Annotated in this window: 12 protein-coding genes; 6 read left to right on the top strand and 6 right to left on the bottom strand. The window is 59.6% G+C overall.

All coding sequences use genetic code 11. From position 1 onward, the window contains the following. Positions 1-50 precede the first annotated feature (50 nt). On the top strand, positions 51-1,199 hold the full coding sequence (locus tag X742_RS161930) for a porin (protein WP_023770967.1): 1,149 nt from the start codon (positions 51-53) through the stop codon (positions 1,197-1,199). A gap of 343 nt (positions 1,200-1,542) precedes the next feature. On the opposite strand, the gene X742_RS161935 is transcribed toward X742_RS161930, so the two are convergent. The 3 genes from X742_RS161935 to X742_RS161945 form a co-directional block, all read right to left on the bottom strand. Next, positions 1,543-3,219: a sulfotransferase gene (locus X742_RS161935; protein WP_023770966.1), complete on the bottom strand. Its 1,677-nt coding sequence runs from the start codon at positions 3,217-3,219 to the stop codon at positions 1,543-1,545. 409 nt (positions 3,220-3,628) lie between these two features. Beyond that, positions 3,629-6,019: a mechanosensitive ion channel family protein gene (locus tag X742_RS161940; RefSeq protein WP_245273916.1), complete on the bottom strand. Its 2,391-nt coding sequence runs from the start codon at positions 6,017-6,019 to the stop codon at positions 3,629-3,631. 363 nt (positions 6,020-6,382) lie between these two features. Further along, on the bottom strand, positions 6,383-9,292 hold the full coding sequence (locus X742_RS161945) for a glycosyltransferase (RefSeq protein ID WP_031247740.1): 2,910 nt from the start codon (positions 9,290-9,292) through the stop codon (positions 6,383-6,385). Between the two features lie 678 nt (positions 9,293-9,970). Between X742_RS161945 and X742_RS161950 the strand changes: the two genes are divergently transcribed. The 4 genes from X742_RS161950 (at position 9,971) to X742_RS161965 (ending at position 15,288) form a co-directional block, all read left to right on the top strand. Next, positions 9,971-10,636, top strand: coding sequence for a hypothetical protein (locus X742_RS161950; protein ID WP_031240461.1), 666 nt, complete (start codon positions 9,971-9,973; stop codon positions 10,634-10,636). Positions 10,637-10,642: 6 nt separating this feature from the next. Continuing rightward, complete coding sequence (locus X742_RS161955; RefSeq protein WP_023770960.1) at positions 10,643-13,708, top strand: OmpA family protein; 3,066 nt, start codon at positions 10,643-10,645, stop codon at positions 13,706-13,708. 11 nt (positions 13,709-13,719) lie between these two features. After that, entirely contained in the window at positions 13,720-14,214 is a 495-nt protein-coding gene (locus X742_RS161960; protein WP_023770959.1) for a Rab family GTPase, read from the top strand. 3 nt (positions 14,215-14,217) lie between these two features. Continuing rightward, on the top strand, positions 14,218-15,288 hold the full coding sequence (locus X742_RS161965) for an adenylate/guanylate cyclase domain-containing protein (RefSeq protein WP_023770958.1): 1,071 nt from the start codon (positions 14,218-14,220) through the stop codon (positions 15,286-15,288). A 114-nt stretch (positions 15,289-15,402) separates the two neighbouring features. Here the strand turns inward: X742_RS161965 and X742_RS161970 are convergent, their stop codons facing one another. After that, positions 15,403-16,083, bottom strand: coding sequence for a redoxin domain-containing protein (locus tag X742_RS161970; RefSeq protein ID WP_023770957.1), 681 nt, complete (start codon positions 16,081-16,083; stop codon positions 15,403-15,405). Positions 16,084-16,101: 18 nt separating this feature from the next. After that, on the bottom strand, positions 16,102-19,401 hold the full coding sequence (locus tag X742_RS161975) for an adenylate/guanylate cyclase domain-containing protein (RefSeq protein WP_023770956.1): 3,300 nt from the start codon (positions 19,399-19,401) through the stop codon (positions 16,102-16,104). Positions 19,402-19,640: 239 nt separating this feature from the next. Between X742_RS161975 and X742_RS161980 the strand changes: the two genes are divergently transcribed. After that, positions 19,641-21,413 carry an adenylate/guanylate cyclase domain-containing protein gene (locus X742_RS161980; protein ID WP_023770955.1) on the top strand — a complete coding sequence of 591 codons (1,773 nt, stop codon included), beginning with the start codon at positions 19,641-19,643 and terminating at the stop codon, positions 21,411-21,413. Positions 21,414-21,435: 22 nt separating this feature from the next. On the opposite strand, the gene X742_RS01000000169820 is transcribed toward X742_RS161980, so the two are convergent. Further along, a complete protein-coding gene (locus X742_RS01000000169820) occupies positions 21,436-22,590 on the bottom strand; it encodes a hypothetical protein (RefSeq protein ID WP_245275498.1) in 1,155 nt (384 codons plus the stop codon). Between the last annotated feature and the right edge of the window lie 27 nt (positions 22,591-22,617).

Genomic DNA, 22,617 nt, shown 5'->3' with positions numbered 1-22,617 from the left:
AGCAAAGAATACCCAGACCCGTTTTTTAACTTTTGACTGGAGGTCAGAAAATGAACATCAAGAGCCTTCTTCTCGGCTCCGCTGCGGCCCTGATCGCAGTTTCCGGTGCGCGCGCCGCCGACGCCGTCGTCGTCGCCGAGCCGGAGCCCGCTGAATACGTCAAGATTTGCGACGTCTACGGCGCTGGCTACTTCTACATCCCCGGCACCGAAACCTGCCTGCGCATCGGCGGCTATATCCGTTACGACATCGGCGTCGGCGACGTCGGTTCGTTCGACGGTGCGACAAGCGCCGATCACGAGGACGGCGGCAGCAACGACACCTTCTACAAGCATGCCCGTTTCTCGCTGAAGACCTGGACCGGCCAGGAAACCGAACTCGGCACCTTGAAGACCTATACCGAGACCCGCTTCAACTTCCAGAACAACAACCGTGACTCGGGCAGGCTCGGAACGCTCAATACTGCTGCCAACGGCGACACCGTCTCGCTGAACTTCGCCTGGATCCAGCTCGGTGGTCTCCGCGTCGGTAAGGACGAATCGGCCTTCGATACGTTCATCGGCTACGCCGGCAACGTCATCCAGGATACGTTGGTTCCCTATGGCGGTTTCGACACCAACGTGGTGCAGTACTACTTCGACGCCGGCAACGGCTTCTCGGCCGTCGTCTCTCTCGAAGAAGGCTCGGGCTCGGACACGATCGACAGCTACGTTCCGCATGTCGTCGGTGGTGTGAAGTGGACGCAGGGCTGGGGCGCGGTCACTGGCGTCATCGCTTACGACAGCAACTATGAAGAAGTCTCCGGCAAGGTTCGCTTGGACGTGAACGCCACCGACCAGATTTCGCTCTTCATCATGGGCGGCTACGGCTCCGACGACAACCTGACGGACGGCACCTGGGCGTTCCCGGCTGGCGGTCGCGGCTTCTACAAGCCGTGGAGCGGCAATTGGGCAGTCTGGGGCGGCGGCACCTACAAGTTCAACGAAAAGACCTCGTTCAACCTCCAGGCGTCGTATGACGAAGGCAAGAACATCGGCATCGCCGCGAACGTTGCCTATGACATCGTTCCCGGCTTCACGATCACGGCCGAAGTCGACTACTCGCATCTCGGCGACGACTCCGTGTCGAACTGGACGGGTATTACTCCTGGCGATGACGACGCAATCGGCGGCATGCTTCGCTTCCAGCGCTCGTTCTAACAGGCGCTGCCTTATTAAAATCGAAAACCCGGCGGGCAACCGCCGGGTTTTTTCATGTCGTCTGTATGGAACATTGGACAGCCGATGGCATGGCCGCCCGCCTGCTACCACGCTTGCAGACGTGGAAGAACAACCCTCGCAGCGAAAGGAAAGGAGGAAGCCAAACTGTTGGCAAGTGACGCGCGAAACGGCGGGAGGCTTTGTGGCCAGGATACGCCGGCGGGAAAGGGGAAGGAACGCGGCGTTCAGCCTGAGGAAAGCCTGTCAGACTGGTCTATCGGCGGAAAGCGTCGCCGGCGGGATTGGGTGCAACCAAAATGCGCGCAGCATCAGGCACTACCGGTCAAATCTCAGCAAGATCGCCCAAGGCTTCGATCAACGGCTGAATCTCGCTTTCGTAATTCTTCCAACGCTTGACGGACGACGTATAGATCGGCTGGCGGACCTGCCAATTGCTGTAGGTGTTTACGGAGCCGCCTTTGTCAAAAAAGCGCAGGCAGGCATCGTCCCACGGCAATCCGAGATAATCCATGAGCCGGCGCGACTGCTCCTCCTGATTTTCGATCAACGTCTCGTAGCGATTTTCGAAAATACGACCCGGGAAAACCTTGTCCCAATGCCGCATCAAGCGATCATACTCCCTGTAGTAATGCCCCAGCGTCTCAAGATCGGCACTGTAGCTGTGGGCTTTATTGAACTGCAGGACGAAACAGGAGATGCAATTATCGATAGCGTCGCGACGACAATGAATGATACGCGCTTTGGGGAAAAGAAGGCCAACCAGGCCAATCAGCTCGAAATTGTGAGGCATCTTGTCGACAATTCGCAGCGAGTCGGGAGCCCGCTCGCGCAGATAAGCAAGGTGCTCTTCGGCCAAAGTCCTGGTCAGATCGGGAGTAATCGTCGCGATGGATTGGCCGAAGTTCACGCTGGAGCGGTCTGCGACACCGAGTCCATTGGCTGTTCGCCTAAGTTTGCTGAGCTCGCCGGCGCCATGAACATTGGGGTGACTGGCACAGATCTGCTCTGTTAATGTCGTGCCCGAACGAGGCATGCCCACGACGAATACAGGCGCCTCCGAGGGATTGCCGTACGCGGCTCTTGAAGCCACCAGTTCCGGCGTGAAGGTTGCGATCATGCCGTCGACCCAGCGGCGGTAAGATCGCAGATCGAATGTATGGCCCCCGGCTTCATTCCCCTTCTTAAAGTGATCCATCGCCTCCTTATAGCGACGGAGGTCGTTGAGAACCTTTCCTGCGGCGTGATGGAGCGCTGCCGCTCCCTCCGGCCCATGGCCCGGGTCTTGAAGCTCCGTCAGGATTGCCCCGAGTTCTGGCGGCTCTTCAGCGAATTTGCGCGTGCGTACAAGCGCGTTGTGGGCAGCCGGTACCGCGATGCGCCGTTCTATTGCCTCTTTCAGATGAACCGCGGCTTCGTCCATACGGCCGAGGCTTGCGAGCGCGCGGGGCAACCCCATCCGGGCTACGGGATGATCTCGGTCGATCCTGAGCGCCTTTTCGAAGAGCGGCAGCGCCATCTCCCCCTTGTCAAACGCATTGTAGGCATCGCCCAAGGCGCAAAGCGCTTCCACCAGATCCGGCTTCAAGTCCAGGGCGTACTGAAAGTGCTTGATCGCCGGCGTAAATTCGCTGACCTTCAAATAGGTCTCGCCGAGGCTAAGATGGTAGTAGGGATTCTGCGGATCCTCTGCCACCGCCCGAGCAAAGTACCGCAGTGACTTTTCGTTATCGAAATCGAGCCCGAGCGTTCCCAGGATATACAGGGCCAGCGGATGGTTGGGCGTGCGAGCCAGGACCCTATGGCACAGTTCCTCAGCCTCGGACAGACATCCGGCCTGCTGCAACTCGAGCGCCTGCCGTAAAAGCAAGTCGTCGGCGTGGCTGCGGTGGGGGCCTGCCTTGGACTGCGCGTTGGATAACGCAGCCTTCGGTGATGCCGCCTTCGGCGAGGGTGGGGTCCGCAGGTGCTTTGCCCATGCGGGCGGCAATCGGTTGCTCATCCTGTTTCGCTAGCAAAAGGGGCTTGGAGAATCCAGCCTCAATAGCCGTTTTGCGCAGAGCGCTGGCGTCGCCCCATCGATTTGCCCATTCTTCCGGATCGACCCTTATCGGATTTCCGTGCCGCGCTATGAGGTAGTAACGTAGCTCCCTCCGCACTGCCAAGACGATCCGGTGATCACAAGTTTTGGCGCGTCTCAATCCATTCATGGGATGCGATATAAGCAACCACCTGCAAACCTCGCCGCGATGTCTCGGCCAGGTCACGGCGCTCCTTCCACCGAACTCGTGGACGCCAGGCGTCGGCGCCGGCGGCACTGTGGAGACAGGATTGCCGGTTGCACGAGGCGCGCACGAACCCTGTCGCTTAGTGGCGATCCCCGACGTTGGTCCGGTGACGCCGCTCTTTCCTTATTCCGTCGTGCTGGCTTTTTTTCTGCGACGAATGGTGTGCGATTGCGCGACGGCCATTTTCAACGCGGGTGTGATGTCCAACGGCGCATTCCCTGCCCCATGTGGAGTCTGTAGCCCCTGGACCTGGACGGTCGGGAATGGGAGTTCGATGCCCTGCTCCTTGAAGACTTGGCGGAGGCGTACGTAGAATTTGCGTTTCATACCAAAGGCGCCTCCCGGCCTGGTTGTGGCCTTGACCCTCAATACGATGCCGTATTCGCCAAACTCCTGTACGCCCTGCATCTTGATCGGGTCGAGCACCCAGTGCTTGAACTCGGGATCTTCCGCCAATTCGAGGCCGATCCGCTTGATCAGCTTGCGAGCGAATTCGATATCGGTGTCATAGCCGACGGTGATGTTGAATTTGTCGATAACCCAGTCACGGCTCTGGTTCTGGACGGCCCCGAGTTCACCGAAAGGTATGGTGAACAGCGGACCCCGATGGTGGCGCAGCTTCACCGAGCGCAGGGAAAAGCTTTCCACGGTACCCTTGTAATTGCCCGAGGAAATATATTCGCCGACACGAAACGCGTCGTCGAGCAGAAAAAACACGCCCGAAATGATGTCTTTGACGATGGTTTGTGCGCCAAAGCCCACCGCGACGCCGACAACGCCAGCGCCAGCGATCAGTGGGCCGATTTGGATACCCAGCGAGGCTAGCATCATAAGCGCTGCCATAACGATGATCGATGCGAGCAGGATGTTCTGGAGGATCGGCAACAGCGTGTGCAGCCGCGCCTGCTGCGGATCTAGCATCGGGACCTCTTCGTCGCTGATCACAGGGTGTGGCGTTTCGATGCCCAGCTTTCGTTCGATCAAGGCTTTGATGATCGACCAGCCGAAATCGGCTGCGAGGGCAATGACGACGACATTGATCAGGCCGCGCAATATGAAGGTCGTCGTCGTATCGCTGCCGCGCATGGATTGCATGTCCAGACCCCAGACACGCGCGAGAAAGTAAGCCGCAGCCAGGATGAAAATCATTCGGATTCCGCGATCGATGACAGCGATCGCCACCGCCGGGATCGTAGGCCGGCCAAGATCTACCGAACCTGGTCGCAGGACGAAGTTAACCCCGCGCTGCGTCGTCACGATTGCCAAAGGCAGGAAGAGTGCGGCGAAGGTAAACCAGAAGTATACATAAAGGCCCGCGATGCGCTGCAGGAACAGGACGAGGAAATAAGCCGTCAATAGCCATGTCGCTTCCGTGTGACCGCTGTCGCGCGCACCGTCTCGCCGCGTTCTTGGCCGACGCCAAATGGCCACCAGCAAGAGCAACAGCAGCACGAAATCAGCGCCCAGCGACAGGACCATCATGCCGTCCTGATCGATGCCGAGACCTGGCAAGAGGATGAACGCGGCGCCGAAGAAGGCGAAGACGCCAACGATCCGGGGTACCCAATAAGACCAATGGTCAGCCGCTTCATTGGTGATCGGCAAAGCACGAACCTCGACGGCGTTCTCGACGTTCATGAAGGAAGGGACGAGCATGGCCATGACGTACATGCGCACCCCCCATGTAACGACTGCCGCCATCAAAAATGTCAGTACAATCTCGCGGATAAGCATTGGCCAGTCGAACAGCATGAACGCGCCGGCGCTGCCCAGTGCGAACGAGACGATCAGCATGCTGGAGTAAAGCGTGCGGCCACCAATCTTCTTGGCCCGCCCAACGGGCGTATCCTTCGGTTGCGCGATAATCCAGAGACGAAATGGACGGCTCAACTTGTACGTTGCCCAAGTAAGCGCCAGGCCGGCAGCGATGAACATCGCAATCAGCAAGAGTACCCCGGCAGATCCCTTGCTGGACATATCCTCCATGGTCTCTACCCGAACGCGCGCGAACTGACCCGGCAGCAGGGGCAAAGTTCGCACGATTCTTCCGATATGATCCCTGATCATATCGAGCGTCGAGGATGCCATCGTATTCATCTGGCCTGATGCGGCGGCGGCGCCGGACGATGCGTCGGCCGGAGAAGCTCCTGCCCCGGCAGGCGCTCTCGTTGACCCGGCGTCCTGATTTCGCTGTTGAGCCATCCAGGCCTTCACTGACGCATCGTCGAGCAGTTCGAGTAGCTGTTTGACCCTTTCAGGCGGGACGGTCGCCGGCGCCTGCGCCTGCGCTGGACCAGCCAACAAGAGGGCGATTCCAAAGATGAGCTGCCTGGCAACCAGGACGAACATCGCGCCAAGGTGTCGGAGAGGTTGTGTCGGGCGCGCCAGGTTCCTGGTTCCCAATCGTCCAATGATGAGACGCATCGTGCTGTTAACCTTCCGGTCAAATCGGCAAGCAACGACATCCATGCCCGCCATTGCTCCTAGGTTGAAGGAGCCGATGTTGTGGTACAAGAGTCCACCGTTCAAGCTAGACAATTGCGTAGGGTGTGGTCACGCAAATCAGTCATGTGATCCGCAATTCAAAGACGCTGGGCGTTACGGGGCTTCCAGTAGAGCAGAACGCGCGTATGCCGCGTTGCGCACCGCCGGCCGAGACTATGTGATGGAAATCTGGGACCCTCACACAGGCTATACACATCAGGGCAGCCAAAAGCATCACCGTGTGCGTCTATCCCCGCATAACGCGATAGACAGCCGCATCGACCTCTACACCTCGAAGAGGCGCATCGAAAGCGACAATGCGTGGCCCGGCAAGGGGTCGCTCACGCCTGGCGCGGAATAGAGCGCTTGGGAGATGCTGACATTGTTTATCGTTCAAACCAGCAGGGCCTCGATGGTAGCAACAAAGTGGTCGAGCGAGCGATCCCCGCGAATCTCGATGCGCGGAAGGTCGATGGGGTCGCTATTAAGGTCCGCCGGTCCGTGTCTGCCGCCGAAGCCGATCCGGTAGCCGCACTCCTTGGCCAGCCTGCCGAGCCGTCGGTCGGTGACAGAGAAGGGTGCCGCGAAGGCCGTGGTTGGCCGGCCGGTCCACCGTTCGACGAACATACGAGAGCGCAGGAGCTCGGCGGCCAAATCAGAGCTCGACAGACCATCGATGGCGCGGTGCGTCGCCAGATGGCTTCCGAAGAACGCACCTTCGGCGGCGAGACGTCGCACCGTTCCGGCGTCCATAAGCCGCGTCGGCGGACCGCTGACGGCGTCCCATTTTGCACTTTCACCCACCAAGTCCGTCACCAGGAACACTTCGGCGGTCAAGTCGTGCGCACGCAAGATCGGCCAGGCATGGTCGGCAAAGTTCTGGAAGCCGTCATCGAAGGTGATGAGCACCGGGCGGCCGGCGAAAGGCTCACGGTTCGCGATGGACCATTCCAGTTGCTCGGACATGACCGCGTGAAAGCCATTTGCGCGCAACCATGCCATCTGGCTCGCGAAAGCGGCGGGCGTGAGCCGGAAACGGGCGAGCGCGGCCGGACCTTCATCGGCGACGCTGTGATACATGAGGACAGGGATACGTTGCCGCCGCTCGCTACGAGCGACGGCGCGGCGCAAGACCCGTGCCCCGCCCCAGACAATGTTTCGCGCGACCCCGATGCCGATGGGTGCGCGGACCGGCACGTGATCAATCACCGGCTCCGTCGCCACGTGGTCCGGCGACAGGCGGCGGAAGCGGTCTATGCGATAGAGTTCGGTCTGGATCGATTGCGCAAGGACGAGACCTTCGGTCTCTGCGAAGGTTTGCGAGATCGTTTGTGCGCCGAATGTGTTCCAGTCGAAGCCCGTCCTTTCAATATTGTCGCGTAGCACGAATGCGTGTGCGTTGATGAAACTGCCGCCAGGCGCCAGTGCCTCAACGAATTTTTTGGCGATGCGCCGCAAGCCGGCGAGATCATCTAGGTAGTAGAGCACTTCCGAACAGACGATCAGATCCATCTCGCTGGGCAGCGTGTCCGCAAAAAAATCCAGTACGCCGAACTCGACATTCGGCTGGTCCGAGCAGCGCGCGCGCGCCCGTTCGATGGCTACGGCGGAAATGTCGGTGGCGGTCAAATGGCCCACTCGGGGCGCCAGTTGTCGCGTGAAATGGCCTTCCGCACAGGCCAGTTCAAGCGCCCGTCCTATGGGACCGGCGGGCAGAATTTCGAGCTGCCGCTCATATTTTTCCTGCTCGTAGGGCGAGCTGTAGTTCCAGGGATCCTCTGTCGCGAAATAGCGGTTCCAGAACGACGTACGATCCTTGTCGTGGCCATCCGAGGCCGGTGCACGGCGCGGCGCTGGAAGCGGCTGCGTGGCTTGGGCGCTCGACCGAACCATTTCCCGCGCTTCCGAGACCAATTGCGCGAGTCTGCCGAAGTGGCTGTCCGGATCAGGCTGGCGTTCCGCTGTGGGCGACAGTGCCTCGGCTGCAAGCGTGTTTGACGTATCAGCACCGTCCCTTTGTGGTTTGAAATTCGGGATCAGTTCAATCCAATGGCGCCTTGTTACTTTCCCGAGTACGCCGAACTGCACGACAGCCTCGATCTGGTCGTCCATTATCAGGTGTGCATAGATTTGATCGACTCCTTCCGGAAGCTCGGTCCAGGTCGGATTTTGAGCGTCGACACGAATTCCGAGTGTCCGCGCCAGCCTGCGAGGAGCGGCAAGATCGTCGGCATCGAGCAGCATTTGCTCGAGATGATACTGGACGCGACGACCCGCGACCGGATCGCCCCAGATCTTGCCGAGTTCGACGATCAACTCGGTGAGGGCGCCGCCAAACCTGTCCCACCGGGCAGCCAAATGCGCTGGCACCGATAGGCTTCCTACCATCAGGCCATCGAAGGCCACCTTGGCGATCTCGCGCGCCCACTTACGCCCTGCCGGGAGCGCGAGCAGGGATTGCGGGTTGATCCAGCTGCCGCCGCTGCCGCAATCCGACGCAGCGTTCCACAAAGCGAACCACGCCAGTGCTTCGGAAGCGGTGCGGTCGTCCGCCGAGATCGCCCCATTGGCATGCGCCGGCGCTGGGTGCTTGACCCTGGGGTCGGTGGAAAAGCCGCGGGCGATAACGATTTCCGCGTCTGCCAGCATCTGCTTCGAATTGCGGGTAAGCGCGTTGGGGCTGGTCCGATAAAAGGCGAGCGGCTCGTCGACCATCACCCAGTTTTTGCCGAGACGTGCGACGCGCTGCCACAGATCCCAGCCCTCGCAGGTGCAAAGCGACGCATCAAAACTGCCCAACTCGACGACTGTCGCGCGATCGACCAGCAGCGCGTGAGTGGCGATGGCACACCGGCGGGCGAATGTTTCGAAGGGCTGGGTTGCGATCTCGGGGGCAATGCTCGCCGGGGTCAGCGCGCCATCGGGCATCACGCGCCGCGCGCCGCAATAGCAAGCCACTGCATCGGGAGCGGCTTTCAGTGCAGCCAGCATTTTTGTAAGGAAGCTGGCATCCAGCCAGTCATCGGCATCCAGGAACATCAGCCAGTGGCCGCGCGCCGCCGAAATCCCGTTGTTACGTGCGCCGGCGGGGCTATTCGCGCAAGAATTCAAGGTCCGAAATCGGGCATCTTGTTCCACATAAGCCGCGATGATCGCGGGGGTGCGGTCCGTGGAGGCGTCGTCGACGATGATCGCCTCCCAATCCGCGGTTTCCTGATCGACAAGGCAATCGAGTGCGCGCGTCAGCGTTACCTCCGCGTTGTGCGCAGGAACTACGATCGAAACCAATGGATTATGCGCCACGTGTCTCACCCGCGCCTGGTTCGTTCAGGTAGAACAAATGCGTTGATCTTTGTCGGCGCAAGCCGTCGCGATCAACCCCGATCCATTCGAGCCCATCGTCGACCATAACTATATCCAATATCCGGTAGGTCTGCCGGCGGATGCCGGCATGCATTGTGCCGAATGTTTTGCTCGACATTGAACATCGATACCACACCGCCTTGCGGTAGCATTATTCTGGATCATCGAGCTTTCGTCTTCTTCGGAGAGTCACCGAATGTCAAAACCGGATAACGGCATCGGATGGCTGCACTGCCCTGTCAAGATCGGGGCCGATTAGGGCAAGAAAAAAGACTTCGAGACAGGCTTGAATGGCAAAGCGCACATGCCCGACACCTTAGATCTGCGGCCTCACCAAAAAAGATGATCGCGGGCGAAGACGCGAGGGCAAGCTGATCCTGATCGAACTAATCGGAACCGCGGCCGTGCGAGCGCGCCGCGGTTGCTGATCATGGCGCCGCCAATCTACGCGCATGATGGCGCAAAAGGGTCTGTTCACGGGGCAGATTGTCGAGCTCGAGCCGCATGTCAAATTTACGCGTGACCGGCTTAGGCGAATTCCGGCTTGCGAGCCGGGTATTTTGCTGACATCTTTACTAGTCGCTAAATTAGCACGCTGTTTAAATGAAGGGTATAGGGATGGCCAAGGAATCTTCGAGTACCGCTTCTCCGGCAAATAAAGCGGACGGAAATCTGACAAGTAATGCGGACGCAAACGGGCTCGCATTCATGGCGGGTCAGGCGCGCGAGAGCGGGACCCCCGGCGACGCTGTAGGTGTCGACAAGATTCGGGATCTGCTGTTCGGCAACCAGATGCAAGACTATGACCGCCGCTTTTCCAAGCTTGAAGAACGGGTCTTGCAGCGCTTCAAGGATGTCGAATCCGAGGCCAAGCGCAATCTTGAAATGTACGAGTCAAATGCGAAAAAGCAGATCGACTCGCTTGCGGCGCAGTTGCGGAACGAAAAAGACGCGCGAGCCGACGCCGACAAGGAGATTGACCGAAATCTTCGCGAACAAAATCAGGCGCTTGAAAAGCAGGTGCGCGCATTGTCTGATCAATTGAACGAGCTTGAGCGCGAAATTGCCGACCGGATAAATCGAAACGATCATTTGCTGCGTGAGGAAATCAAGCAAAAGAATGAAGGCATTCAGATGCTGATGGAAAAAATGTTTTCCGATCTCGGCAACGTCAAGACCGACCGAAATCTTTTGGCTGGCCTGTTCGTCGAGGTTGCAAAATGTCTGAATCAGGATCCAGTCGGCAGCAAGAACAACTCGGACCGTAGCTGGAAAGTGAGTTGATCGGATTTGACGTCCACCGTCGACCCAATCAGCCTTCCACAAAGAACAGCCTCGAACGATACAGAGATTGATCGCGAGGCTCTGGCCCGTCTTTTGATCGAAATCGCCCGGAACGTTGATCCGGACTACCGTGCGCGTCTCGACGGAGTTCCAACCGCCGATCCTCGCATGGAAACTCTGCGCCAGTTGCTGGTCAGCCGCGAAATTTCAGAGCTTTCACGAGTTACGCATCTGCTTGACGAGCCCGAGCAGCTTGCGGCAGCAGTGGGCGACGTGCTTCCCAGTGCGGCCGCACGAGCGCCTCATGCGCAGCTCGGCGAGGCGCTTGCGCCGGCTGTCGAAAGGGCTGTGCAACGGTCGATTCAGAAGAGCCCGCGCACGCTGACGGATATATTATACCCTGTGTTTCTGCCGGCAATTCGCAAGTCGATCGGGGAAAAGATCGATCAGACCTTTCAGTCGCTGAATGAAACCTTAAGGCATATATTTACCTGGCATGGGCTCAAGTGGAGACTTGAATCTTGGAGAACCGGAGCCAGCTTCTCGGAAGTTGTGCTTAAGCATTCGCTTGTCTATCGTGTTGAGCACGTCTTTCTGATTAACAGAACTTCTGGACTTTTGATAGCGCATGTAGCTGCCGACAATGCGACGAGCGAAGATCCTCAACTTATTTCTTCTATGCTGAGTGCAATTCAAGACTTTGTGAAGGACTCATTCAACGAGAAAGAACAAAGCGGCCTTGACACTATTCGTTTTGGCGACCTTCGACTCTGGTCAGAGGTAGGACCGTTTGCGACCCTAGTCTCGGTGATCCGAGGAAACCCCCCAGAAGGATTGCATGAAATAGTTCGCGATGTATTGCTTCGTGTTCATGAGGAATACTCGCAGGCTTTAATGGAGTTTGACGGCGACGGTTCGCAGTTGGCCGGCATAGAGGCGCAGTTGCAGACCTGCGTCGAGCTAAAGCAGGAGGAATCAAACCAGAGATTTCCGTGGCTGGTGGTGGCCCTGGGCCTGCTGCTGATGGTTCTGGCAGGCGGTTGGTTCTTTATTTCATGGCAATCCGGGCAGCGCTGGCAGGCTTATGTGTCGCGACTGGAGAGCCAGCCGGGCATCATCGTTGCCGAACAAAAGATACGCGATGGCCAATACTATATTGCCGGCCTGCGAGACCCGCTTGCCGCCGACCCGCAAGCCCTGTTGTCGGGGACGCAGGTTGATCCTGCCCGGGTCCACTCCCAGTGGCAATTCTATCAAAGCCTTGAACCGGAGTTCGTGCTGAAGCGACTGACGGCGACGCTGGCTCCGCCGGAGTCAGTACGACTTGCCATCGTCGATAGTCGCATCGTTGCCGAGGGTGAGGCTCCCGACACCTGGATCGACCGGGCGCGCGCCGCGGCTCGAGAGCTTTCGGCAGGCGGACCGGAATTCGATATCGCAAGCGTCCGCGATGTAAGCCCCGAAGCACGCGCGGCAGAGCACTGGCAAGCTTACGTGTCGCGACTGGAGAGCGAGCCGGGCATCATCGTGTCCGAACAAAAGATACGCGATGGCCAATTCTATATTGCTGGGCTGCGAGACCCGCTTGCCGCCGCCCCGCAAGCTCTGCTGTCTGGAACGCAGGTTGATCCTGCCCGGGTCCATTCACAGTGGCAATTCTATGAGAGCCTCGAACCGGAGTTCGTGCTGAAGCGACTGACGGCGTCGCTGGCTCCGCCGGGGTCAGTGCGACTTGCCATCGTCGATAATCGCATCGTTGCCGAGGGCGAGGCTCCCGACACCTGGATAGATCGGGCGCGCGCCGCGGCCCGACAGCTTTCGGCGGGCGGACCGGAATTCGACATCTCCAAGATTCGTGATGTAAGCCCCGAAGCACGCGCGGCGGAGCACTGGCAAGCTTACGTGTCGCGACTGGAGAGCCAGCCGGGTATCATCGTCGCTCAACAAACGACTAGGGGCGGCCAATTCTACATTTCCGGCCTGAGAGACCCGCTTGCCGCCGACCCGCAAGCCCTGCTGTCTGGAACGCAGGTTGACCCTGCCCGTGTTCGTTCGCAGTGGCAATTATATCAAAGCCTTGAACCGGAGTTCGTGTTGAAGCGGCTGACGGCGACGCTGTATCCGCTGAAATCGGTTCGGCTTTCGATCGTCGATAATCGCATCGTTGCCGAGGGTGAGGCTCCCGACACCTGGATAGATCGCGCGCGCGCCGCGGCCCGACAGCTTTCGGTAGGCGGACCGGAATTCGACATCTCCAAGGTTCGTGATGTAACACCCGAAGCACGCGAGGCGGAGCACTGGCAGTATTATGTGGCGCGACTTGAGGCCCAATCGGGAATCATCGTCGCCCAACAAACGATCAGGGGCGGCCAATTCTACATTTCCGGCCTGAGAGACCCGCTTGCCGCCGACCCGCAAGCTCTGCTGTCTGGAACGCAGGTTGATCCTGCGCGCGTTCATTCACAGTGGCAATTCTTTCAGAGCCTCGATCCAAAGTTCGTGGTGAAGCGGCTCACGGCGTCGCTCTCCCCGCCGAAATCGGTTCAGCTTTCGATCATCCAAGGTCGCATCCTAGTCGTGGGGGAGGCTCCTGCGGCCTGGATCAACCGGGCGCAGGCCGCCGCCGAACAGCTTTCGGCGGACGGAGTGGTTCTGGATGTCTCGCAGCTGCGCGAAATGAACCTTGAAGAACTCAACTATTTGAGAGAGGCCATCCAGACGACCGACATCTTCTTCTCTTCCGGCAAAGTTGTGCCCGGGCCAGAGCAACTGCCGGTTCTCGACAGGCTGGCGGATCAGATCAAGGAATTCGCCGAAAATGCCCGCAAGTCAGGCGTCACGGCGCGGTTCATGTTGACCGGGCATTCGGACGCCACGGGCCGTGAAACGGCCAACGCGTCGATCAGTGCAGCCCGCTCCGAGACAGTTCGTGCGCTTCTCAACAAACGCGGTGTCGCGCCGGAACTGCTGCTGGTTCGGGGCGCGGGCACTTTTGAGCCGCTGGTGCCTGAAAACAGTCAAGCCGGGAGCTCCAGCAATCGCCGGGTTTCGATTTCGGTAAACCTGGACTAGTGGAGCCCAAGATGTTGCAAAAAAAGATCTGCATGCTGGGCGGGTTCGCTGTCGGAAAGACGAGTCTGGTTCGCAGGTTNGTGCAAAGCATTTTTTCAGAAACCTACCTGACCACGGTGGGGGTGAAAATTGACAAGAAGAATGTCGCACTCCCGGATAAAACCGTGGATCTGATTTTGTGGGACTTGGCCGGGGAAGACGACATCGGCTCATTCCGCGTCAGCTATGTTCGAGGTGCAACCGGGCTTGTGCTAGTCGTCGATGGAACCCGCGCTGCGACGCTTGCCGTGGCGCTCACGCTGCGCGAACGGGCCGAGGCCGAATTCGGCGCCATGCCGTTCATAGTGCTGATCAACAAATCCGATCTGGCCGATCGGTGGGCAATATCGGATAGAGATATCAACGAACTTAGGCAGCGTGGATGGCAAATCTATCTAACGAGTGCGCTCTCGGGCGAGAATGTCGATGATGCGTTTCGTCAACTTGCTTTGATGGTAACCAAGTAGACCATGCATGGATTGCCGAAAGAAGTTAGCAGTTGGATTTTCAACTTCTTCTACAATGGGAACTCCGTCGCGTATCTAAAAATCGACACTCAGCTTTGCGTGGCTGCGAAGGGCGGTAATGTTGAGCATTACGGGCTCTCATCGCTTCGCATTGGCGAGCCTGTTGCCGAGCAGCTTGAATTCATGGAAGGTTTGCTGCCTTGCCCGGAGCTTCCATTTCACATTGCCATGGTCGAACTGCCCGGAGGGCGTGTCGCCGACCTTCATTTTTTTGCCGATAATGCCTGCGTGTGGCTGCTCTTTCTTGACGCCACCGCCGAACGCGACAATAGGCAGCGGCTTCAACAAAAGGCTTATGAAATGACCCTCCTGCAAGAGAGGGAGCGTCAACTCAACGAGAAATTACAAGCGACGAACGAGGCGTTGAGGAAGAGCCAGGAGGGATTGGCGCGTGAATACCATCGCGCCGAAACCCTGCTCCTCAACATTCTTCCGGCGTCAATCGCGGAGCGGTTAAAGGCGCACAAAAAAATTGCTGACAACCACGCAGAAGTGAGCGTGCTTTTTGCCGACATAGTCGGTTTTACAGAACGAGCGCGGAGCGTCGGAGCCGTAACGACGCTGGCAATTTTAAATTACTTCTTCAAGGCGGCGGATCGGCTCTCGGAACGATACGGGTGCGAGAAGATCAAGACAATCGGCGATTGTGTGATGGTGGTCGCCGGCCTGCCCACGGCGCGACCCGATCATGCAAAGGCACTTGCGCGCTATGCACTTGAGCTGCGGAAGGCGGTTAAGCGCGAACGCTTTTCAGGAGAACCGCTGAGACTGAGAATTGGAATTCACTCAGGCCCAATCGTCGCGGGCGTAATAGGCAAGAGACGGTTCGCCTATGACTTGTGGGGCGAGACGGTTAATCTCGCCTCGCGTATTCAAACGTCCGCGGAGCCCGATGAAATCCGTATTTCGGATGCAACTCGCCAAATGCTTGGACCAAATTTTTCTTGCGACCCACTCGAGGAAACGGAATTGCGTGGTACAGGTCGTGTGCGAATGTGGCGGCTCCCGGCCTGATTTGCCGCGCAACAGTGCCGATCCTGGAGCCAACGCATCTCAGTTGCCACGCGAAGCTTTGCCCCTGGCCTTCATTGTCCACATTGCAAATGCCAGCAATGCAGTCTGCGGACTCTATTGGGCGACTTGGGACACGGCTGACATCAGCTCCTGCGGGTTTGGCGCCCCAAACATGTATCGCCCACCCTCTGGGACCTCCGTGAAGCTCCAGCGGACGATCCCTTGCCGGTCCAGTAGGAACTGACCAATGAGTTGTCCGTGTCCCGTCGCCATCATCTGCTCGTCGGCTTCGGTCACTTCATAATTGTCCCTCTTGTTGAGGATTTCGGTGGCGGCAAAAGGATCCATGGGGCGAGGCAACTCGCTTGGCATGTCGACCAGCATATCCTTTGCCGCTGCGATCGAGACCTTGTACGGCCAGTTCGTCTCGTTTTGGGTGAATTCGAGATTGGGCAGTCCAAAAGCACGATGTGAAGCGCGTTCAGGATCTGATGCCGCAAGCAGATTCGGCATCGGGTGGTAGCGGAAATAGAGACGCGCCCGTTCGATCGGCGTGTTGACCACCGTCAGGCTCTCCACGCCCTTTTCGCGCAGCTCCGGATCAAGCCGCGCCTGAGCGGCGATATGGCGCCGGCAAAACGCACAATGCAGACCTCGAAACAGACCGACCAGCACCGGTTTTTGTCCGCGAAAGTCGTCTAGCGCGATCTTGCCATCCTGGGTAATGGCGTCGAGCACCAAGTTCGGCGCACGGTCGCCCGGTTGAAGCGGTATCAAGTCACTACGCGCGGACATTTCCAACCTCCAACCCGGCTAATCGAGAAAGGGCAGCACCACAAGCGCTTCCGGATCGAGCCCGTGCTGGGCGCATATACCCTGCGCCAAGGAAAAGTAGCGTTCGGCCTCGGCAAGATTGTCGAAGTCGAGATTAAGCGTTGCCAGACCATCATAGCACGGAAACAGCAGCTGGGGCTCGCCCGTTTCGCGGGCCACCTCCAGTGCTTCGTGGAACAAGCCAACGGCCAGTTCCGGACGGCCGTTGCACTGGTGGATCTGCCCAAGCACAATCAACGGCACCGGCAGGTGCTCTCGCTGGTCGAGTGCCCGGTCGATCTCGATGGCTTTCTCGGCAGCAGGCACGCCCTCTGTTGGACAACGATCCGTGAAAGTACAACATGCAACCGCCAGATTGGCGAGAAGGCGCGCCTGGAAGCCCAAATCACCAATATGGCGAGCGACTTCAAGACCGCGTCGACAGACTTCCATCGCCTGTGCCGGATCGATGGTCGTGTAAAGCACACCGAGATTGGTGTAGCCGCGACAGGCGGCGCCCAGCAGACCGGCGGCTTCGGCCAGTTCAATGCTATGCTCGACTTGACGCACGGCTTCACGGTTTCGCCCAAGGCGAGCCAGCGCGACAGCCTTCGTATTGAGTGCCTCGGCGGTTACGAGAGTGGCACCGCGCCCCACCTCGGAGACATGCTCTGTTGTCAGAGTGCGTACGCAATCCAACGCAGCGTCTGCCCATTTTGCCGCGAGAGCGTGATCTCCGCTACGGAACGCCTGTCGGCCACGTTCTTGCCAGAGATGCGCCTGCTCGACCGGAGCATCCGCTCCATCGAGGAGCGCCGCGGCCTCAGCGTAGCGGGATTCTGCTTTGTCCCGCTTGCCGACGTCCCAGAGCAGCCGACCGATCTTACGCAAAACTCGCGCCGACGCTACACGATCGGCCGACTCGCTGTATGCCTGCAACGCCGCCTCGTAATGGTGGTGCGCGATCTCGCGGCGGCCCGCCGAGCCGCTCAAATCGGCAATGGTCTCGGCAATTGTCAGTTTGAGCGGTGTTTGCCCGGTCGCCTCCAGCGCAGTCAGTGCTCGCTCGTAGAAACGAAGGGCGTCGTCGTTGGCGTATATCGTGCGAGCTCGATCGCCGGCCGCTTGCAGGTAATGCGCGCCCTTCTCCCGCTCCGCGCTCTGTGCGAAGTGGTGACCAAGCACGGTTAAATCCTCGAGCCGTTCCGGATTATCGCCGCACAGTCGCTCCAAGGCAGCACCTATGCGCCCGTGGATTTCGGTCCGCCGTTGCCGGAGCAGATTCTGGTAGATCACGTCCTGCAGCAAGGTTTGCGTAAAGCGGTAGCTTTGCGACGAGACAGAGCCTGATCCGGCAACTTCCTCGATGATTTCCGCATCGCAAAGCAGTTCGCAGCCGGCCTCTAGCCGGGCGGGGTCGGCTGTCACGGTCCTCAGAAGGGTGGCATCGAAGCGCGGGCCGATTACCGCGGCTTCCTGGGCCAACCGGCGCACCTCTTGTGGCAGCCGGTCGAAGCGAGCAAGCAACATTGCCTGGACGGTGGCGGGAATGTCGGTTGCGAATTCGCCTGCCACAGTCCGCCATCGCTGGCCCTCGCGCATCAGTACACCGCGATCGATAAGGCCGCGAACGATCTCCTCTACAAAAAGAGGGTTACCGCCCGCTCGGTCGAGGATCTGATCGACGAGCCCTGCTGCGGAGTTTACCCAGCTCTCACCGAAAAGAGCCGCCAGCAGGCTGTGTCCTTCATCGCTGTTGAGCGGCGAAAGCCTGAGCGCCGTGTGACTGACCCGACTTGAGTCGAGCTGGCCGCTCTCCGGCGCCGAGCGATGCGTGACCAGCACCATCAACCGCGAGCGTTCCAACCTGTCCATCACGAAACGTAGTGCCTCGAGCGAAACGGCGTCGGCCCAGTGAAGGTCTTCGACGACAATCAACAGCGGCGACAACGCAAGCCGCCGTTCGATGATGGTGCGGACCGCGTAGAGAATTTGGCGCCGTAACTGCTCGGGTTCTACATGCTGCAAGGTGGCATCGGGGTCGCCAAGGCCAAGGACATGGTAGAGCAAAGGCATCAGCCGCTTCGCCTCCTCGCCCTGCAGGCCAAGATCGGCAAGCAAGCCTGCGAGCTTCCCCCGCATATGGTCCCCATTGTCGTTTTGCATCATCCCGGCAGCACTGCGCACCACTGCACCCAAGGCGCCAAATGATTGTTCGCCCAGCGGTGAGCACGTGGCTTGTCGCACCGCGACGGTGCGAAATCGATCCTCGTCGCCGACACGGGCGGCGAACTCCTTCACCAGCCGCGATTTCCCGATACCGGCTTCTCCGACGAGGCGGACGAGTTGGGCCGAGCCGCCGCACGCCTGGTCAAGGCTCGCCAGCATTCTATTGAGCTCCGCAGCACGACCTATCATCGGCGCGCTGAGGCCGAGCGCCTCGAGCCCACGCGCTGCACGCGGCGCGGCAAGCGGTGCATCCAAACGATGGACGAGCACACTGCCAGCCTTGCCGCGAAGCACGACATCACCCATCGACTCGTAAGAGAAGGCATGCCGGGTCAGCCTGTGGGTGAGTTCACCTACCAGCACTTCACCCGGTGCGGCGAGCGATTGCAGGCGTTGCGCTGTATTCACCGTATCCCCCGTCACCGAATAGGATTTGGCGGTGCCGATGCCTAATCGTCCAGTAACGACGGGGCCAGTGTTTATGCCGACATGAAGTAATAGAGGCGAGCCGGAGTGGGAGGTGCTTTCACCCAGCCGCGCCGTCCGGGCGATCATGTCGAGAGCGGCGCGAAGCGCACGTTCCGGATCGTCCTCATGCGCGACCGGCGCACCGAACAAAGCGAGCAGTGCATCGCCGATGAATTTGTCGACGAAACCACCAAAGTTTCGCACCGCCGCCGTCAATTCCTTGAACAGTTCGTTCTGCAGCGATTGCATGACCTCGGGGTCGAGCTGCTCGCTCAGTGTCGTGAAGCCGCAAAGGTCGGCAAAGAGGACGGTTACCGTCCGGCGATCGGCGTCAGAGATGGGCTGCAGCCCTTCGTCGCTATCGATGTTGGTAAGCAGTGACGGAGTTTGGGAAGGCGACACAATGGTTCGGCTTGGTGTCGGAGCAAGCCGTTCGACGGCTTTTGCGGGTGCGCCGACGCTTGCCCCACACTTCGGACAGAACTCGAAATCAGGTGCGCATCTATAACCGCAACTGGCGCATGGCACGGGCTGGCGCTTGCCGCACCTTGGACAGAAAGCGTAACCGCCCTCAACCTCGAAACCGCAGCCTGAGCAGTCCATCGGGCCAGACCTCACTAGGGGCTGTGACGGCGTGATCTCCCTACGCAACTTCACGGCCAAGGTATTCACAAGCATGAACCCATAGCCGTCGGCGGGCAAGCGGCAGTGCAACTGCGCATCGAGCGATCGGCTGGGGCCTGTGGCAGCGGGCGGCCAAATCGGTTCTGCGTGGCTGTCGGTTGCGAAAGTTCCCTCTTGGTTCGGTCTTCCTGCTATCGTGAAGATGAGGAGACGGACCCTTGAGCGAGAATCGTAAGCTAGCCGCAATTCTAGCTGCGGATGTGGTCGGATATAGCCGGCTCGCGAGCGCGGATGAAGATCGTACATTGGCGAGGTTGCGGGCACTGCGCAGCGACCTGATCGATCCCATCATCGCAGTGCACCACGGCCGGGTGATCAAGCGCACTGGCGATGGGGCGCTGGTTGAGTTCCGCAGTGTGGTGGATGCCGTTCGCTGCGCCATAGAGGTTCAGGATGGTATGGTTGAGCGCAATGCCGGCGTGCCGCAGGACCGCCGTATCGAGTTCAGGATCGGCATTCATCTGGGAGATGTGGTCGAAGAAAGCGACGGCGACCTGATGGGCGACGGCGTCAACATCGCCTCGCGTTTGGAGGGGCTCGCGACGCCCGGCGCCATCTGCCTGTCCGAGGATGCCTATCGCCAGGTCAAGGCGAGGCTCGACCTCTCGGTCAGCGATCTCGGCAGCACACAACTCAAGAACATTGCCGAGCCTATCCGAGTCTATTCGCTACAAGTTGGCAGCGCCGGGACCAAGGCGGCCGCGGGCCCGGAAGCCGAGACGAGCCGGCCGGTTACGCCAGTGCCGCCGAAGCTGTCGATCGCCGTGCTGCCGTTCGCGAACATGAGCGGTGACGCCGAACAGGACTACTTCGCCGACGGCATCTCCGAAGACATCATCACGGCCCTGTCCAAGCTGTCGCAGCTCTTCGTCATCGCTCGCAATTCGTCGTTCACCTTCAAGGGCCAGAACGTCCGTGTGCAGGAGGTGGGCACGAAACTCGGCGTGCGGTATGTCCTTGAGGGTAGCGTACGCAAGTCGGGCAACCGGGTGCGCATCACCGCGCAGCTCATCGACGCGACCTCGGGCGGCCATCTTTGGGCGGAGCGGTTCGATCGCGACCTGACCGACATATTCGCCGTGCAGGATGACGTGACGCAACAGATTGTCGGCGCGCTGGCGCTTAGTCTGGATGCGGGTGATCGGCAGCGGCTAGCGCCCGAGTACCCGCGCAACACGGAGGCGTATGACTATTTCCTGCGGGGCAGGGAGCTGTGGCACCGGCTTAGGAGGGAGACGAACGTCGCGGCGCGCGACCTCTTGCAACGCGCCATCGAACTGGACCCGAAGTTTGCCTCTGCCCACGCATTCCTGGCCCTTACGCACGGCCTCGATTACCTGAACCGGTGGAGTGCGTCGCCTCCGGAATCGATGGCGCAAGCCGAAGAAGCCGCGACGCTTGCGGTAACGCTAGATGGCAACGATCCCTGGGCGCACTGGGCGCTGGCTATTGCCAGGCTGTACACACGACGACACGATGGGGCCATCGACGAGGCCGAGCGCGCGCTAGTCCTCAATCCGAACTTCGCCGAAGCGCACGTCGTCCTCGGCGAGGCGCTGTACTATTCGGGCAGATCCGAAGACGCCCTCGAGAGTTTTGCCCGGGCGAAGATCTTGAATCCATATTTTCCGGATGTGCTTCTGCACTTTCAGGCTTTGGCCTTGTTTCAACTAGGAAGGTACGAAGAGGCCGCTGACCTCTTGATGCAACGGCTGGCTCGCAACGCTGTTACCGACGTCTCGCGGGCGCTTCTGGCCGCCAGCTACGGCCATCTGGGCCGTTTCGCCGAGGCCCGGGCCGCATGGCAGGAGGTGCTTCGCGTCAATCCCGACTATTCGCTGGAATACCGTCGCAAAGTCCTGCCCTACAAGAACCCTGCGGATTTCGAACTCGTGGAGGAGGGGCTCCGCAAGGCCGGTATAGTGCAATGACAGGTGAGGCCATTCGGCCGGATCAGAGGCTGTAGGCTTGGCCGATCTTGCGCCATCGCGCATTTTCACGAACCAGTCTCAGGTTGTCGGTGGCCTCGGCGAGCGTCCGCGAACGGTATTGCCGGAGCAGGTCCGCGAAGAGCGCCCCTTCGGGGTGGTCGGCAAGCTGCTCGCGGACCGAGACCTTTTCATCGATGACCCGGGTGCCCCAGGCATTTTCCCTTACCTGCAGCTCCGCAGCCAGATCACGCTCTTCCGGTGCGGTTTCGTCCAACGCAGCCAGGAGGATCGAGTGGAAAAGCGCTACATAGCCAATCTGTCTCAGGCCACCGACAACCCGCACCCGGGGCAATATGGCAAGAACGAGGAACGTCAGGAACAAGTCCGGCAGCAAAACGCCGTCCAGCAGCGCCTGCCTGAGATGTGGCCGCTCGAACGGGATGGAAAGACCATGCGGCTTGTCAGGCTCGATCAGCTGCCCGTTCTCTAGAACGAGCTTGCGTACGCGCTGCTCGCGGATGCCCCAGAAATAGTCCGTGGCATTGGGCAGGAATCTGCCGAATGGGCCCGATGCGGCCTCTTGCAAGGCATGTTCGAGACGCAGGCGTCTTGCGGGTTCGATGAGCAGCCTGGAAAGAAGACCGCCGTCATATTGTAGATGCCGCGCCATGGCAGCCGCGGCGAGCCGATCATCGGTGAAAACCGGCAGGGCCATGCCGGAACGATCCCAAGTGGCGACCAGATCCTCGTTAAGCGCTGTCATGGCATCGGCGGCGGTTCCAAAGACCGTATCCTGGCTGGCAAGCAGTGTACCTAGCCAGCGGTTGGCATCCGTTTCATCGCCCACCGCTCCGAGCGCGCGCTTGTTAAGGGAGACGGGACCGGCCGCGCATGCGCTTTTGCGGCACAGCTTGTGGCGCCCCATGCCAAACAGGTTGATCTTGTCGTCCCCGACATCGAGCCATCCAGGCCCCTCCCGGCCAATTGTCTCCATGGTCATAGTCGTTCCCATGAAGCCGACGAAGGCTGACAGCCCGTTTTCGAACGCGCCGAGCCAGGCAAACAGGAGGGCATCGAAGGTGATCCGGTCCATCAGAAGCAGGCAGTGCAGACCGGACTGAATCACCGGTCTGTTCTCGAACTCGTCGAGGGCCTTGCCGATCTCTTCGGGCTCCATAGTTACACCGAGGCGCTGATGCAGGAC

The organism is Mesorhizobium sp. LNHC229A00 (assembly GCF_000502415.1).
Classification (GTDB): domain Bacteria; phylum Pseudomonadota; class Alphaproteobacteria; order Rhizobiales; family Rhizobiaceae; genus Mesorhizobium.
Note: the sequence above shows the minus strand (reverse complement) of the source record. Positions and strands in the feature narration are given on the sequence as shown.